Annotated in this window: 9 protein-coding genes; 7 read left to right on the forward strand and 2 right to left on the reverse strand. The window is 73.9% G+C overall.

Annotated elements, in window-relative coordinates; all coding sequences use genetic code 11:
• Positions 1-11: 11 nt before the first annotated feature.
• Positions 12-2,684 carry a pyruvate, phosphate dikinase gene (ppdK, locus tag LQ327_RS18715; RefSeq protein WP_230736497.1) on the reverse strand — a complete coding sequence of 891 codons (2,673 nt, stop codon included), beginning with the start codon at positions 2,682-2,684 and terminating at the stop codon, positions 12-14.
• 133 nt (positions 2,685-2,817) lie between these two features.
• On the reverse strand, positions 2,818-3,246 hold the full coding sequence (locus tag LQ327_RS18720; RefSeq protein WP_230736499.1) for a VOC family protein: 429 nt from the start codon (positions 3,244-3,246) through the stop codon (positions 2,818-2,820).
• 159 nt (positions 3,247-3,405) lie between these two features.
• Between LQ327_RS18720 and aceE the strand changes: the two genes are divergently transcribed.
• The 7 genes from aceE to LQ327_RS18755 all read left to right on the forward strand — a co-directional run bounded on the left by aceE (position 3,406) and on the right by LQ327_RS18755 (position 15,718).
• Entirely contained in the window at positions 3,406-6,126 is a 2,721-nt protein-coding gene (gene aceE, locus LQ327_RS18725; protein ID WP_230736501.1) for a pyruvate dehydrogenase (acetyl-transferring), homodimeric type, read from the forward strand.
• 24 nt (positions 6,127-6,150) lie between these two features.
• Positions 6,151-7,500, forward strand: a complete 1,350-nt coding sequence (locus tag LQ327_RS18730) for a 2-oxo acid dehydrogenase subunit E2 (protein WP_230736502.1) — start codon at positions 6,151-6,153, stop codon at positions 7,498-7,500.
• Between the two features lie 96 nt (positions 7,501-7,596).
• Positions 7,597-9,372, forward strand: coding sequence for a dihydrolipoyl dehydrogenase (gene lpdA, locus LQ327_RS18735; protein ID WP_230736504.1), 1,776 nt, complete (start codon positions 7,597-7,599; stop codon positions 9,370-9,372).
• 60 nt (positions 9,373-9,432) lie between these two features.
• Entirely contained in the window at positions 9,433-10,458 is a 1,026-nt protein-coding gene (locus LQ327_RS18740) for an ABC transporter substrate-binding protein (RefSeq protein ID WP_230736507.1), read from the forward strand.
• Entirely contained in the window at positions 10,455-11,750 is a 1,296-nt protein-coding gene (locus LQ327_RS18745) for a GlnX family signal transduction membrane protein (RefSeq protein WP_230736508.1), read from the forward strand. Before LQ327_RS18740 ends, LQ327_RS18745 begins: the two co-directional genes overlap by 4 nt.
• A gap of 57 nt (positions 11,751-11,807) precedes the next feature.
• Positions 11,808-14,975, forward strand: coding sequence for an adenylate/guanylate cyclase domain-containing protein (locus LQ327_RS18750; protein WP_230736510.1), 3,168 nt, complete (start codon positions 11,808-11,810; stop codon positions 14,973-14,975).
• Entirely contained in the window at positions 14,969-15,718 is a 750-nt protein-coding gene (locus LQ327_RS18755; protein WP_230736512.1) for a maleylpyruvate isomerase family mycothiol-dependent enzyme, read from the forward strand. Before LQ327_RS18750 ends, LQ327_RS18755 begins: the two co-directional genes overlap by 7 nt.
• Positions 15,719-15,811 lie beyond the last annotated feature (93 nt).

Here is a 15,811-nt window from a genome sequence, read left to right on the forward strand (position 1 = left end):
ACCACATTCGTTCACATGAGCGGAGCTCTCCCGGCCTCGAGACGTGCCACCGGGATCCGGAACGGCGAGCAGGACACGTAGTCGAGCCCGGCCCGGTGGAAGAAGTGCACCGAGTCCGGGTCGCCGCCGTGCTCGCCGCAGATGCCGAGCTTGAGGTCGTGGCGCACCTCCCGGCCGCGCCACGACGCGATCTCGACCAGCTCCCCGACGCCCTCGGTGTCGAGCGACTCGAACGGCGAGACCCCGAAGATGCCCGAGTCCAGGTAGTTCGAGAAGAACGAGCTCTCGACGTCGTCGCGGGAGAACCCCCACGTCGTCTGGGTGAGGTCGTTGGTCCCGAACGAGAAGAACTGCGCGACCTCGGCGATCTGCGCGGCCACCAGGGCCGCGCGCGGCAGCTCGATCATCGTGCCGATCTGGTGGTGGACCGGCTCCCCGCCGACCTGCGACTCGGGCTCGGCCACCACCTGGGCGATCTCCGCGGCGACGGCCTGCAGCTCCTGCACGGTGCCCACCAGCGGCACCATGATCTCCGGCCGTACCTCGACCCCCTCGGCGACCAGCGTGGCCGCCGCGCGGGTGATCGCCCGGACCTGCATCGCGAACAGCCCCGGGACGGCGATCCCGAGCCGCACCCCGCGCAGCCCGAGCATCGGGTTCTGCTCGTGCAGCCGGCGGACCGCGACGAGCAGGTCCTCCTGCTCCTGGGTGACCTCGCCGCGCTCGCGGGCCACGGCGACCTCGACGGAGAGGTCGGTGTAGTCGGGCAGGAACTCGTGCAACGGCGGGTCGAGCAGGCGGATCGTCACCGGCAGCCCCGCCATCGCCCGGAAGATCGCGGTGAAGTCCTCGATCTGCAGCGGCAGCAGCGCGGCGAGCGACTCCTCGCGCTCCTCGCGGGTCTCGGCCAGGACCAGCGCCTCGACCAGCGAGCGGCGCTCGCCGAGGAACATGTGCTCGGTCCGGCAGAGGCCCACGCCCTCGGCGCCGAAGGTGCGGGCGGTCGCGCAGTCCTCGCCGGTGTCGGCGTTGACCCGCACGCGCAGCCGCCGTCCGTCGTCGGCGTGGCGCATGATCCGGTCCACCGCGGCGACGAGGTCGTCGTCCTCGGGCGCCCCGAAGCCGTCGGAGAAGTACGACATCACCGGGCTCGCGACGACCGGGACCTCACCGAGATAGACCTCGCCGTTGGTGCCGTCGATGGAGAGCAGGTCGCCTTCGACGACCTCGCGGCCGTCGGGCAGCGTCAGCCTCTTCGCCCGGACGTCGACCTCGAGCTCCTCGGCGCCGCACACCGCGGTCTTGCCCATCCCGCGTGCGACGACGGCCGCGTGCGACGTCCGCCCGCCCCGGCTGGTGAGCACGCCCTGCGCGGCGATCATGCCGTCGAGGTCGTCGGGGGTGGTCTCGCGGCGGACCAGGATGACCTTGTCGCCGGCCTTCGCGCGGCGCACCGCGGTGGGTGAGTCGAACACGGCGGTCCCGCTCGCCGCGCCCGGCGAGGCGTTCATCCCGGTGGTCAGCAGCTCCTTGGCCGCGTCGCGGTCGAAGCGCGGGAACATCAGGTTCGCGAGCTGGGCGCCGGTGACCCGGCGCAGCGCCTCGTCCATGTCGATGAGGCCCTCGTCGACGAGCTGGATCGCGACGGTGAACGCGGCGGCCGCCGTCCGCTTGCCCACCCGGGTCTGCAGCATCCAGAGCTTGCCGCGCTCGATGGTGAACTCGATGTCGCACAGGTCGCGGTAGTGGTGCTCCAGCGTCGCCATGATCGACATGAGCTCGTCGTAGGAGCTCCGGTCGATCCGCTCGAGCTCGGTGAGGGCCATCGTGTTGCGGATGCCGGCGACGACGTCCTCGCCCTGCGCGTTCTGCAGGTAGTCGCCGTAGACGCCCCGCGCGCCCGACGCCGGGTCGCGCGTGAAGGCCACGCCGGTGCCGGAGTCCATGCCGAGGTTGCCGAACACCATCGAGCAGACCGAGACCGCGGTCCCGAGGTCGGCCGGGATGCGCTCCTGGCGGCGGTAGATGGCCGCGCGGGCGGAGTTCCACGAGTCGAAGACGGCCCGGACGGCGAGGTCCATCTGCTCGCGCGGGTCCTGCGGGAAGTCCCGGTCGGCGTGCTCGCGCACCACGCCCTTGAACGTCTCGACCAGTTTCGCCAGGTCGGAGGCGTCGAGGTCGAGGTCGTTCTTGGTGCCCTTGGCCCGTTTCGCCTCGTCGAGGGCCTCGGCGAAGTGTTCGGCCTCGATGCCGAGAACGGTCGCGCCGAACATCTGGACCAGGCGCCGGTAGGAGTCCCAGGCGAAGCGGTCGTCACCGGCCTGGTGGGCCAGCCCGTGCACGGACTGGTCGTTCAGCCCGACGTTGAGGACCGTCTCCATCATCCCGGGCATCGAGAACTTGGCGCCGGAGCGCACCGAGACCAGCAGCGGGTCGTCCGCCTGCCCGAGCTGCTTGCCCATCGTCTTCTCGAGCGCGGTGAGGTGCTCGGTGACCTCGCCCGCCATGCCCTCCGGCTCGTGCCCCCCGGCGAGATAGGCCCGGCAGGCCTCCGTCGTGATCGTGAACCCCGGGGGCACCGGCAGCCCCAGGTTCGTCATCTCCGCGAGGTTGGCGCCCTTGCCGCCCAGCAGGTCCTTCTGGTCCTTGTCGCCCTCGGCGAAGTCGTAGACGAACTTCGTCATGGTCACCGTCCCCTGGTTCCCCTGCCGCCCCTGCCGACGGCACCCGACGACGCTGGCACCTTCCGGCACGAGACACCATGGCCGAACGGACCAGTCCCGGCCGACCTACTCGATCCAGAAGCCGGGGGAACCCTCACACGGGTGGGGCGGGAGTGGCGTCCTTGGGCAGGAGGACCTCGCCCTCGAGCCCGTCCGGGTCGCGGAAGAACATGCTGTACGCGCCGCCGAAGTCGTTCACCGTGCCGTCGGAGGCACCGTGCGCGACGAGCCGCTCCCGGATCGTCGAGAACGCCTCGGCCGAGGCCGCGTGCAGCCCGAAGTGGTCCAACCGGCCGCGGTGCCACATCGGCGTCTGGCGGTCCGCCCCGTCGCTCGAGGGCACGGTGAACACGTTCAGCTCGGTGTGCGGGCCGATGCGGAAGACGGTCATCGTCTCCTCCCCGTGCATGCCGTGCGGGACGGTCTCGCCGATCTCCGCCTCGAACACGTCCCGGTAGAAGGCCCCGAGGCGCGCGGCGTCGTGGCTGAGGGTCGCGATGTGGTTGACGCCGTCGAGCAGCACGCCGACGAGGGTCCCGCCGCCGCACCGGTGTGGCAAGCGATTGCGCGAGCGGCCCGACGACGGCGTGGGCACCTTCCGTCGCGGAGGTCCAGACGGCAGGGTGGAACTCCCCGCATCACGCGCCGCGACGACGCGGACCTGAGCCCAGGAGGGTGCTGCATGGTCGACGACCGGGACGACACGGACCCCGACCCCGCCGGCACCGAGGAGTGGCGGGAGGCGCTCGAGTCGGTCCTGGCGGTCGAGGGCCCGCAGCGTGCGCACGACCTGCTCGACGAGCTGATCGGCCAGGCCCGGAGCGCGGGCGCGCCGGTGCCCTACTCGGCGACCACGCCGTACGTGAACACCATCCCGGTCGACGCCGAGCCGCCGCACCCGGGGGACCGGGCGATCGAGCACCGCATCCGGTCGGCGATCCGCTGGAACGCGGTGGCGACGGTGCTGCGCGCGAACAAGGAATCGTCCGAGCTCGGCGGGCACATCGCGAGCTTCCAGTCGGCGGCGACGCTCTACGACACCGGGTTCCAGCACTTCTGGCACGCGCCGTCGGAGGATCACGGCGGCGACCTGGTGATGATGCAGGGCCACTCCTCGCCGGGGATCTACGCGCGGGCGTTCCTCGAGGGGCGGCTGACCGAGGAGCAGATGGACTCCTTCCGGCAGGAGACCGGGAGCCAGAAAAAGGGACACAGCGGGCTCTCGTCGTACCCGCACCCGTGGTTGATGCCGGAGTTCTGGCAGTTCCCGACGGTGTCCATGGGGCTCGGCCCGCTGATGGCGATCTACCAGGCGCGGTTCCTGAAGTACCTGCACGGCCGCGGGCTCGCCGACACCGCGAACCGGCACGTGTGGGCGTTCCTCGGCGACGGCGAGATGGACGAGCCGGAGTCGCTGGGTGCGATCTCGCTGGCCGGGCGCGAGCACCTGGACAACCTGATCTTCGTCGTGAACTGCAACCTGCAGCGCCTCGACGGCCCGGTCCGCGGCAACGGCAAGATCATCCAGGAGCTGGAGGGGATCTTCCGGGGTGCGGGCTGGAACGTCGTCAAGGTCATCTGGGGCAGCCGGTGGGACGAGCTGCTCAAGCGCGACTCGACCGGCCGGCTGCACCAGCTCATGGAGGAGTGCGTCGACGGCGAGTACCAGACGTTCAAGTCCAAGGACGGCGCGTACGTCCGCGAGCACTTCTTCGGGAAGTACCCGGAGACCGCGGCGATGGTCGAGGACTGGACCGACGCCGAGATCTGGGCGTTGACCCGCGGCGGGCACGACCCGTCGAAGATCTACGCGGCGTACTCCGCGGCGGTCAACGAGCCGGACCACCCGACGGTGATCCTCGCCAAGACCGTCAAGGGCTACGGGATGGGCGAGGCCGGCGAGGGCCAGAACATCTCGCATCAGCAGAAGAAGATGGCGGGCGAGCAGCTCAAGATCTTCCGGGACCGCTTCGACCTGCCGATCGGCGACGACGGCATCGACGCGCTGCCCTACCTGCGGCTCGGGGCCGAGGAGGCGGAGTACCTGCACCGCCACCGCGAGGCGCTGGGCGGGTCGCTGCCCGCGCGGCGGCGGCGCTCGGAGTCGCTGGAGGTCCCGGACGTCTCGGCGTTCGGGGCGCAGCTCGCCGGCTCCGGGGAGCGTCGGATCTCGACGACGATGGCGTTCGTCCGGGTGCTGAACACGCTGCTGCGGGACAAGAAGATCGGCAAGCGGGTGGTGCCGATCGTCCCCGACGAGTCCCGGACCTTCGGCATGGAGGGCATGTTCCGGCAGTTCGGGATCTACTCCCGCGTCGGTCAGCTCTACACGCCCGAGGACGAGGGCCAGCTGATGTCCTACCGGGAGGCCCAGAACGGGCAGATGCTGCAGGAGGGCATCAACGAGCTGGGCGCGATGTCGTCGTGGATCGCGGCGGCCACGTCGTACTCGACCAGCGACTGCCCGATGATCCCGTTCTACATCTACTACTCGATGTTCGGGTTCCAGCGGGTCGGTGACCTGGCCTGGGCGGCGGGCGACCTGCGGGCCCGCGGGTTCCTGCTGGGCGGCACGGCGGGGCGCACGACGCTCAACGGCGAGGGCCTGCAGCACGAGGACGGGCACTCGCACGTGTTCTCGTCGGTGATCCCGAACTGCGTGTCCTACGACCCGACCTTCGCCCACGAGGTCGCGGTGATCGTCGCGGACGGCCTGCGGCGGATGTACGTCGAGCAGGAGGACGTCTTCTACTACCTGACCCTGATGAACGAGAACTACGAGCACCCGCCGATGCCCGAGGGGGCCGAGGAGGGGATCGTCCGGGGTCTCTACCTGCTCGATGAGGGCTCGCCGGCGGTGAAGGCCGGGGCCCGGAAGTCGCGGTCGAAGGCGGCGGCCAAGCCGCGGGTGCAGCTGATGGGGTCGGGGACGATCCTGCGCGAGGTCCAGGCCGCCGCGGAGCTGCTCGCGTCCGACTGGGGCGTCGTCGCCGACGTCTGGAGCGCGCCGAGCTTCACCGAGCTGCGCCGCGACGGCCTCGACGTCGAGCGCTGGAACATGCTCCACCCGACGTCGGAACCCCGACGGTCGTGGGTGGAGCAGCAGCTCGCGACCCGTCCCGACGGGCCGGTGGTGGCCGCGACGGACTACGTGCGCGCGTTCCCCGACCAGATCCGGCAGTGGGTGGTCGGGCGCCGCTACGAGGTGCTCGGCACCGACGGCTTCGGCCGCTCGGACTACCGCCGGGCGCTGCGCGACTTCTTCGAGGTCGACCGCCGCTACGTCACCGTCGCCGCGCTCTCGGCGCTGGCCCGGGACGGCGTCGTCGAGCCCTCGGTGGTCGCCGACGCGATCGCGCGCTACGACATCGACCCCGAGCGGCCCGCGCCGGCCCACGCCTGAGACCCGATCGGAGACCACCCAGAGATGTCGGCCCCCGCCGCTACGCAGGTCACCGTCCCCGACATCGGGGACTTCTCGGACGTCCCGATCATCGAGGTCCACGTCTCGCCCGGGGACGTGATCGCCGTCGACGACCCGTTGCTCACCCTGGAGTCCGACAAGGCGACGATGGACGTGCCGTCGTCGCACGCCGGGCTCGTCACCGAGGTTTTGGTCGCGGTGGGCGATGCGGTCAGCAAGGGCACGCCCGTCGTCGTGCTCGACGCGGGGGAGGGCGAGGCGGCCGAGGACGCCCCGTCCGCCCCGGCCCCGGCTCGCGGACGCGAGGTCGCCGACGCGGAGGTGGCCGCGCAGGAGCCGCCGACGGAGACCGCGCCCGCCCCGTCGCCGACGGCGTCACCGGCTCCGTCCGCGAACGGCACCTCGGAGCTGCCGCCGCACGCCGGGCCGAGCGTGCGCAAGCTGGCCCGCGAGTTCGGCGTCGACCTCGCGACGGTCCCCGCCTCCGGGCCGAAGGGGCGGATCACGAAGAACGATCTGCTCTCGTTCGTGCGAGGGGCGAGCGGAGCGACGGGGCAAGGTCAACACAGTGGGGACGGAGCGGTCGCGCCCGCCGCACCGGCGCCGTCGGGAGGCATGGGGATCCCGGAGGTGCCGGCGCAGGACTTCTCGGTGTTCGGCCCCGTCGAGACCCAGCCGCTCTCGCGGATCACCCGCATCTCCGGACCGTTCCTGCACCGGTCGTGGCTGAACGTCCCGCACGTCACCCACAACGACGACGCCGACATCACCGACACCGACCGCTACCGCAAGGAGCTCGACACCGCGGCCAAGGACGAGGGCTACCGGGTCACGCTGCTGGCGTTCCTGATGAAGGCGAGCGTGTCGGCGCTCAAGGCCTTCCCGACGGTGAACGCGTCGCTCACGCCCGAGAAGGACGCGCTGATCCTCAAGCGCTACTACCACCTCGGGGTCGCCGTCGACACGCCCGGCGGGCTCGTCGTGCCGGTCGTCCGCGACGTCGACCGCAAGGGCCTGGTCGAGCTGTCGCGCGAGCTCGGCGAGGTCTCCGCCCGCGCCCGCGACGGCAAGCTCACCGCCGACGACATGCGCGGCGCCACGTTCACGATCTCCTCCCTCGGCGGGATCGGCGGCACCGCGTTCACCCCGATCGTCAACGCCCCGGAGGTCGCGATCCTCGGCGTGGTGCGCTCGCGCGTGGCGCCGGTGTGGGACGGCGAGGCGTTCCAGCCGCGCACCCTGCTGCCGCTGTGCTTCTCCTACGACCACCGCGTCATCGACGGCGCCCTGGCCGCCCGGTTCACCCGCCACGTCGCGCACGTGATGGGTGACGAGCGCCGTCTGCTCCTGTAGGTGCGGTTTCGCGCTCGTGAGCACTGATCCGTGCCAGAGCACGGATCAGTGCTCACAAGGCCGAAGGCCACCTACCGACCGAAAGGACATCTGGCTATGGCCGGCGAGATCGTCGTCGAGGTCCCCGACATCGGGGAGTTCTCCGACGTCCCCGTGATCGAGGTCCACGTGACGGCGGGCAGCGAGATCACGCTCGACGAGCCGCTGCTGACCCTGGAGTCGGACAAGGCGACGATGGACGTGCCGGCCGAGGTCGCCGGCACCGTCACCGAGGTCCGCGTCGCGGTGGGGGACCGGGTCTCGCGGGGCACGCCGGTCCTCGTCCTCACCCCCACGGACGCGGACGCGTCCCCGACACCGCCGCCGACGCAGAAGAGCACCACGAGCCGGAAGCCGGCGGCCGCCCCCTCGACTCCGGCCCCGGGAGCGAGCGCCGACGGCGCCGAGGACCGCCACGTCGGGCTGCTCGTGCTCGGCGCCGGCCCGGGCGGCTACACCGCGGCGTTCCGCGCCGCCGACCTCGGCCTCGACGTCATGATCGTCGACGCCCGCGACACCCTCGGCGGGGTCTGCCTCAACGTCGGCTGCATCCCGTCGAAGGCGCTGCTGCACGCGGCGAAGGTCATCGCCGAGACCAAGGAGATGTCCGAGCACGGGCTGAGCTTCGCGGCCCCGACCATCGACCTCGACAAGCTGCGGTCCTGGAAGGACGGCGTCGTCGGCAAGCTCGTCGGCGGGCTGGCGGGGCTCGCCAAGCAGCGCACGGTCGCGACGCTTCAGGGCACCGGCCGGTTCCTCTCGCCGCACCGGGTCGAGGTCTCCGGCGCCGACGGGACGACGACGGTGGTCGGGTTCGACCAGGTCATCGTCGCGTCCGGGTCCGAGCCGGTGCGGCTGCCGTTCGTCCCGCACGACGACCCGCGGGTCCTCGACTCCACCTCCGCGCTCGACCTGGCGGGCGTGCCGGAGCGGCTGCTCGTGCTCGGCGGCGGGATCATCGGGCTGGAGATGGCCACGGTGTACGCCGAGCTCGGCTCGAAGATCACCGTCGTGGAGCTGATGGACCAGCTCATCCCCGGCGCCGACCCCGACGTCGTCAAGCCGCTGGCCCGCCACATCGGCCGCCGCTACGAGAACGTGTACCTCTCCACCAAGGTCACCGACGTCCAGGCCCGCGACGACGGCCTCGTCGTCAGCTTCGCGGGGGCGAAGGCGCCGGCCACCGACACGTTCGACGCCGTGCTCGTCGCCGTCGGGCGGGTGCCGAACGGCTCGGGGATCGGTCTCGACGCGGCCGGGGTCGCGGTGACCGACCGCGGCTTCGTCCCGGTCGACGAGCAGCTGCGCACGAATGTCTCCCACGTGTTCGCGATCGGCGACGTCGTCGGCCAGCCGATGCTCGCGCACAAGGCGGTCCACGAGGCCAAGGTGGCCGCCGAGGTCGCGGCCGGGAAGCCGAGCGCGTTCGACGCCCGGGTCATCCCGTCGGTGGCCTACACCGACCCCGAGGTCGCCTGGGTCGGGGTCACCGAGACCGAGGCCAAGGCCCAGGGCCTGTCCTACGGCAGTGGCACCTTCCCGTGGGCAGCGTCCGGTCGCTCGCTGTCGCTCGGCCGCTCCGAGGGCTCCACCAAGGTCCTCTTCGACACCGAGACCGACCGCATCATCGGCGCCGGGATCGTCGGACCCGCGGCGGGCGACCTCATCGCCGAGGCCGCCCTGGCGATCGAGATGGGCGCCGACGCCACCGACATCGGGCTGACCATCCACCCGCACCCGACCCTCTCCGAGACGATCGGGATGGCGGCCGAGGCGTTCGAGGGCACCCTGACCGATCTCTACCTGCCGAAGAAGAAGCCCGCGCGGTCTTGACGGCCGTTCGCCCTGCCGAGGTGATGGTCTCCCTGCGTCGGATGGAGTAGGACTTCCCGGGTGAGCGGAGCGGTGGCGCGCGGGAAGGGCCGGACGGTGACGTGGCTCGTCGTGGCGCTCCTGCTCGTCACGGTCGCGGCGGCCTGCGGGACGAGCCCGGCTCCGCCGCCGTCGGGCGCCGTCCGGGCCGACGTCGTCGGGCCGCCGCAGATCACCGCGAACAGCGCGACCGCGGCGCTGCCCGCGGGGACCCCGGGAGCGGGGAAGCCAGCCGTCGTGATCGGGACGAAGGACTTCTCGGAGCAGTTCCTGCTCGGCGACCTCTACACCCTGGCGCTGCGCGCGAAGGGCTTCACCGTGAACCTCGACCAGAACGTGGGCGACACCGAGATCATCGACTCGGCGTTCGCCGCGAACCAGATCAGCATGTATCCCGAGTACCTCGGGGAGATCGCCTCCGGGCTGGCGAAGGCGCCGGCCGGGGCGTCGGCGCTGGAGACCTACCAGCAGGCCGCGCAGTTCGAGCAGTCCCAACGGTCCGCGACGCTCCTGCTGCAGACGCCGTACCAGAACACCGACGTCCTCGTCGTCCGTCGGGATCTCGCCGACCGCTACGGCCTGCGGTCGGTCCCGGACCTCGCGAAGATCGGGCCCGGCGGCGAGGGCGTCCGGGTCGCCGCGCAACCGCCGTTCCGGACGCGGCAGAACGGCCTCGTCGGGATGGCGCAGGTGTACGGGCTGAACAACGTGCAGTTCCTGGCCGTGGGACCCGACGAGACCTACGGCGCGCTGGAGGCCGGCCAGGCCCAGGTGGCCGACGGCTTCAGCACCGACGCCCAGCTCACCTCGGGCGACTTCGTCGAGCTCGACGACCCGCAGAACATCTTCGGGTTCCAGTACGTGGCTCCGGTGGTGAAGCAGGCGACGCTCGCCGCGGAGGGTCCGGCGTTCGCCGAGACCTGCAACTGGGTCAGCGCGCAGCTCACCGTCTCCGAGATCCGCGCGATGAACCAGCAGATCCAGCTCGGCGGCGCCGACGAGGCGACGGTGGCGGCCCAGTTCCTGGCCCGGCACGGTCTGCGATGACCGCGGTGCTCGGGCCGGACCCGACGACGGAGCAGCGGGGGCCGTCCCGGTGGCGCAGGTTCGTCGCGGGCGGCACGACCCCGGGGCGCCTCTGGCGGTGGGGCGTCGCGCTGGTGCTGGCCTGTCTGCTCACGGCGACGGTCAGTGCCTTCTCCGGCTCGACGCGGACGAACGCGGCCGGTGACGACGGCATCCGGCTGGCCTCGCTGGACTACGACACCGCCGAGCTCTACGAGGCGCTCGAGGGCGCCAACGCGTCGGCGGCGACCGGGATCGGCGCGGACCGGACCACCTCGCCGACGGCGCTCGCGAGCTACGGCAGCTACGTCACCAGCGCCTACCTGCGCCTCGACCACGCCAGGGGGCAGCTCGAGGCGGACGGGCCGGGAGCGGCCGACGCCGAGTCGATCGCCTACGCGCTGCCCCGCTACACCGCGGGGGTCGACGCGGCGCAGGCCCTGCGCACTCTCGATCCCACCCAGGCGCAGCTCGACCTGGCCACCGCCAGCCAGCTCATGAGCTCCACGATCCTGCCCACCGCGGACGATCTCCAGCGGATGCAGCGGGACGCCCTGGCGGCGGACTACCGGCAGGCCGGTGGGTTCCCGGTCGCGCTGACCGTGCTGGGCGTCCTGACCCTGGTCGGGCTCGTCGTCGTGTCGGTCCGGGAGGCCCGGCGCACCCGGCGGGTGCTGAACCTCGGACTCGTCGTGGCCGTGGTCGCGACGGCGGTGGCCCTGCTCTGGTGGGCGACGGCGTCCGTGGTCGCGACCGGGCACGTCGACGACGCCGCCGAGCACAACGCGACCGCCAGCGCGCTCGCCCAGGCCCGCATCGTCATGCTGCAGACCCGCGGCACCGAGACGGCCGCGCTGCAGGCCGGCACCCCCTCCGCAGCGGTGACGGCGAGCGCCACGGCACAGTTCGCCACCGACTTCGACCAGGTGCTGCGGCCCGGGGGGCTGCTCGACGCGGCGCAGTCGAGCCCCGACGTCGGCGCGATCCGGAACGCGGTGACCGCGTGGCAGACCGCGCTGCGGGTCCAGGGCGCGGGCACCGACGGTTCCCGGGTCGCGTTCACGCAGGTCACGTCGGTGCTCGGCGACGCGATCGACTCCGAGCGCGGCGAGCGCACCGACGCCCTCGCCGCCGCCTCGACCGCGCTCACCGGGCTGGCCGCCGGCCCGGCCGCGCTGCTGGTGCTCGCCGCGCTCGGGACGGCGCTGGGGATCCGGGTGCGGCTCCTGGAGTACCAGGGTCCGCGCGGGTCCCGGGCGGCCCGCGCCACCTAGATCCCGCGGCAGCGCCACCGGTGCGTCGGGCGCCCGATTCGTGCTGAACTGCATCCCGTGATCGACGACCCCCCGCGACCCGCCGAGCGACGGCTGGTCCACGTGCTGTTCGTCGACCTGGTCGGGTTCACCTCGCTGGTCGAGGATCTCGACGCCGAGGACGTCGCGCTGCTGCAGGAGCACTACTTCACCCAGGTCGCCGGGCTCGTCGCGGCGGCCGGCGGGCAGGTCGAGAAGTACATCGGCGACGCCGTGCTGGCGACGTTCGGGCTGCCGGTGCTCCGCCCCGACGACGCCGGGGCCGCGGTCCGGGCCGGCCTCGCCGTCGTGGAGTCCCTCGCCGCGGTCGAGGCACGGCTCGGGCTGCCCGTCGGGACGCTGCGGGCGCGGGTCGGGGTGCACACCGGGGAGGTCGTGGTCACCTGGGCGGCCGACGGGACCTGGCGGCTCTCCGGCGACGTCGTGAACACCGCCGCCCGCCTCCAGACGGCGGCCGAGCCGGGCACCGTCGTCGTCGGGCCGGACACCGCGCTCGCCGTCGAGGGCACGCTCGAGCTCGTGCCGCTCGGGGACGTCCCGCTGAAGGGGAAGGCGGAGCGGGTCGGCGCCTGGCGGGTCGCGGGCCGGCGTACCGGGCCGGTGCACGACGGCGGGCCCTTCCGCGGCCGGGCCGCCGACCTCGCGGCCCTCGGCGCCGCCCACCGCGGGGCCCGCGGCGCGGAGCGGATCACCGTCCTCGCACCACCCGGCGTCGGGCGCAGCCGCCTCGTCGAGGAGTTCGCCGCGCGGGCCGCCGGGCCGGCGTGGCTGGTGCGGGTGCGGGCCGACGAGCCCGGCTACGCCCCGGTCGCCGGCCTGCTGCGGGCCGCCGGCGCCGACCCCGCCCGGCTCGCCGACCGCCTCGCCCGCCACGGCCACACCGGGCCCCGGGCGGCGGTCTCGGCCCGGCACACCGCCGCGCTGCTGGCGGGCGAGGAGCCGTCCGGGACCCCGCAGGAGCTGTGGGCGTCGTGGACCGCCGTGCTCGACGCCCACGGCGACCCCGGCGGGCCGACCCCGGTGTGGATCCTCGACGACGTCCACCTGGCCTCCGCCGACCTGCGGGCCTTCCTCGAGCACGCGATCGCCGCCCCGCACCGCACTCCCCGCCTCCTGGTGACCACCGCGCGCCCGGGTGAGCAGGCGCCCACCGGAGCGGTGCTCACCCTCGACCCGCTCACCGACGACGACGTGGCCGACCTCGTCGCGGATCGCGTCGGCCGCGGGGTCCTGCCGACAACCGTGCTCGCCGCCCTGCAGACGGCCGCGGGCGGCAACCCGCTGTTCGTCGTCGAGCTGCTGCGCGTGTGGGAGCGCACGGGCGCGCTGACCGGCGACGGCGACCCGACCGCGCTCACCGTGCCCAGCACCGTCCGGGCCATCTACCTCGGCCAGCTCGACGCCCTCGCCCGCCCGGTGCGCGAGGTCCTCGGCCGCGCCTCGGTCACCGGCACGACGCTGCCCGCGTCGGCGCTCCCGGAGCTCGGTGCTCCGGAGCCCGACGCGCCGCTGCGCGACCTCACCGGCGCCGGGCTGCTCGTCGGGCCCCGACCGGAGCCGCTCGACCCGTCGTCGTACACCTACCGCCACGCGCTCGTGCGCGACACCGCGTACGCGACGCTGCCGCGCGTCCGGCGGGCCGCGCTGCACCTGCGCTTCGCCGACTGGATCGACGCCCGCCGCCCGGAGCGCGGCGCCGAACAGGCCGGCCGGCACCTGGCGGCGGCGTGGGAGGAGGCGCCCGCGCTGGGCGGACCGGTCGACGGCCGGCTCACCCGCGTCGACCTCGCGGACCGGGCGGCGCAGCGGCTGACCGAGGCGGGGGAGGCGGCGCTCGGGGCGGAGCCGCTGCACGCCGCGGAGCTCTTCGAGCGCGCCCGCGATCTCGGGGTGGCCGCCGATCCCGGTCCGTCGGAGGAGCGGGCCCACCGGACGCTGCGGATGGCCGAGGCGCTGCGGCGGGCCGGTCGGCTGCCCGCGGCGATGGACGCGTTCGCGCAGGTCACCGACGCCGCCGCCCCCCTGACGTTCGCCTCGCGCGCCGCCGCCGCGCTCGGGTACGAGGACGCCCTGTTCGACAGCCGGCTGCCCCGCGAGACCTGGGGCGCCCGCGCGCTGGGACTGCTCGACGACGCGCTCGGCCTCGTACCCTCCGCCGCGCCGGCCGTGCGGTCCCGGCTGCTGGCGGCCGCGGCCCGCGCCCACGGCTACGGCGGCGAGATCACCACCGCGACCACCCTGGGCGACGAGGCCGTCGCGACCGCGCGCCGCGCCGACGACCCGGGCGCCCTCGCGTACGCGCTGCTCGCCCTCCGGCCGCTGCTGGCCGCGCCGGCCCGGCTGCCGGAGCGGCTGCGGGCCGACGACGACCTGATCGCCGCCACCCGGGCCGCCGGCGACCCGGAGCGGGAGTTCGAGGCGCTGCGGCTGCGGATGGTCGACCTGCTCGAGGCGGGGGAGACGCCGGCCGCCGAGGCTCTCGCCGACGAGGCCGGAGCCCTCGCGCTGCGCCTCGGCCGGCCGCTGCACCTCTGGTACCCCGCGATGTGGCGGGCGATGATGCTGCTCCACCACGGCGACCTCGACGCCGCCGCCGACGCGGTCGAGCACTTCCGCCGCGAGGGCGAGCGCTGGCACTACGGCGACGCCGGGCAGGTCCACAGCGTCCAGCTGCTGACACTGCACACCGCCGCGGGCACCCCGGAGCTGGCGCTGCCGACGCTGCACCGGGTGGCCCGCGAGGTCGGTGGGCGCACGTGGATCCACACCGCGGTCGGGCTGGCCCGCGCCGGCCGGCTCGACGAGGCGGCGTCCCTGCTGACCGAGGCGGCGGCGGGGGAGTTCGCGGTCGTCGGGAACGACGGGGCGCGCTGCTTCCTGCTGGGGGAGGCGGCCGAGACCGCGGACGCGGTCGGCGATCCCGCGTCCGGTGCCGTGCTCCACGGCCTGCTCGCGCCGTGGGAGGGGCTCGTGACGGTGGTCGGGTCCGGGGCGCTCTGCCTGGGCGCGGCCGACCACGGGCTGGGCCTCGCGGCCCGCGCCGCCGGCGACCACGAGGCCGCCGTCGCCCACCTCGCGAACGCGATCCGGCTCAACGACGCCACCGGTGCCGTCCGCGCCGCCGCCCGCTCGCGAGCCGCGCTGGCCCGCACCGATCACATCGAGGAAGGACGTTCGCGATGCTGACCGCCGAACAGGCCCGGACCGCCGTCGCCCGGGACTGGGCCCGCACCCTGGCGGTCCTCGACGAGCTGGGCGACGCGGGCGACGCCACCCCGACCCGCTGCGCCGGCTGGACCCTCACCGACCTCGCCCGCCACGGCGCGTGGGGCACCTCGATGGAGGCCGACGCGCTGCGCCGGGCCCGTACCGGTACACCGGGCACCGCCGAGGGCCGGGAACCGGACGGCGGCGCGGCGGCGGTGACCGCGGCCCTGCGGGCGTCGGTGGCCGACCTGGACGCCGAGCTCGCCCAGGCCGGAGACATCGCCGAGGGCACCTCGCTCGAGCTCCCCTTCGGCCCCGTCCCGGCGGCGTTCGGGCTCGCGGTCTTCACCATGGAGGCCGGGTTCCACGCCGACGACGCCGTGGCCGCGGCCGGCCGGGACGAGGCGCTCGGCGAGGACGTGGTGGGTGCGACGACGACCGTGCTCCCGCTGGTGCTCCCGGTGCTCGCGGCGGCCGCCGGGTCGGCCCCGCCGGCCGAGGGCACCGTCCTCGCGCTGCGCGGCCCGGCGGTGGAGCTGCGCTTCGCCGTGGTCGACGGTGCCTGGGCGGCCGCCGCCGAGGCGAGCCCCGCGGGCACCGTCACCGGCACCGACGACACCGCGGTGCTGCGCTTCGCCCTCGGCCGGGCGGGCACGGACGACCCACGGCTGACCGTGGACGGCCTCGCGGCCGAGTTCAAGGCGTGGTTCCCGGGACCGTGAACCGGTCGTCAGTGCCTCGTTGTGTCGCATCGGTGACACTGCGGGGGTCGGCGGTGAGGCGGACATCGGGACGGAACCGGGCGAAGGTCCTCC

It is taken from the genome of Actinomycetospora endophytica (genome assembly GCF_021026375.1).
In the GTDB taxonomy this organism is placed as follows: Bacteria; Actinomycetota; Actinomycetes; order Mycobacteriales; family Pseudonocardiaceae; genus Actinomycetospora; species Actinomycetospora endophytica.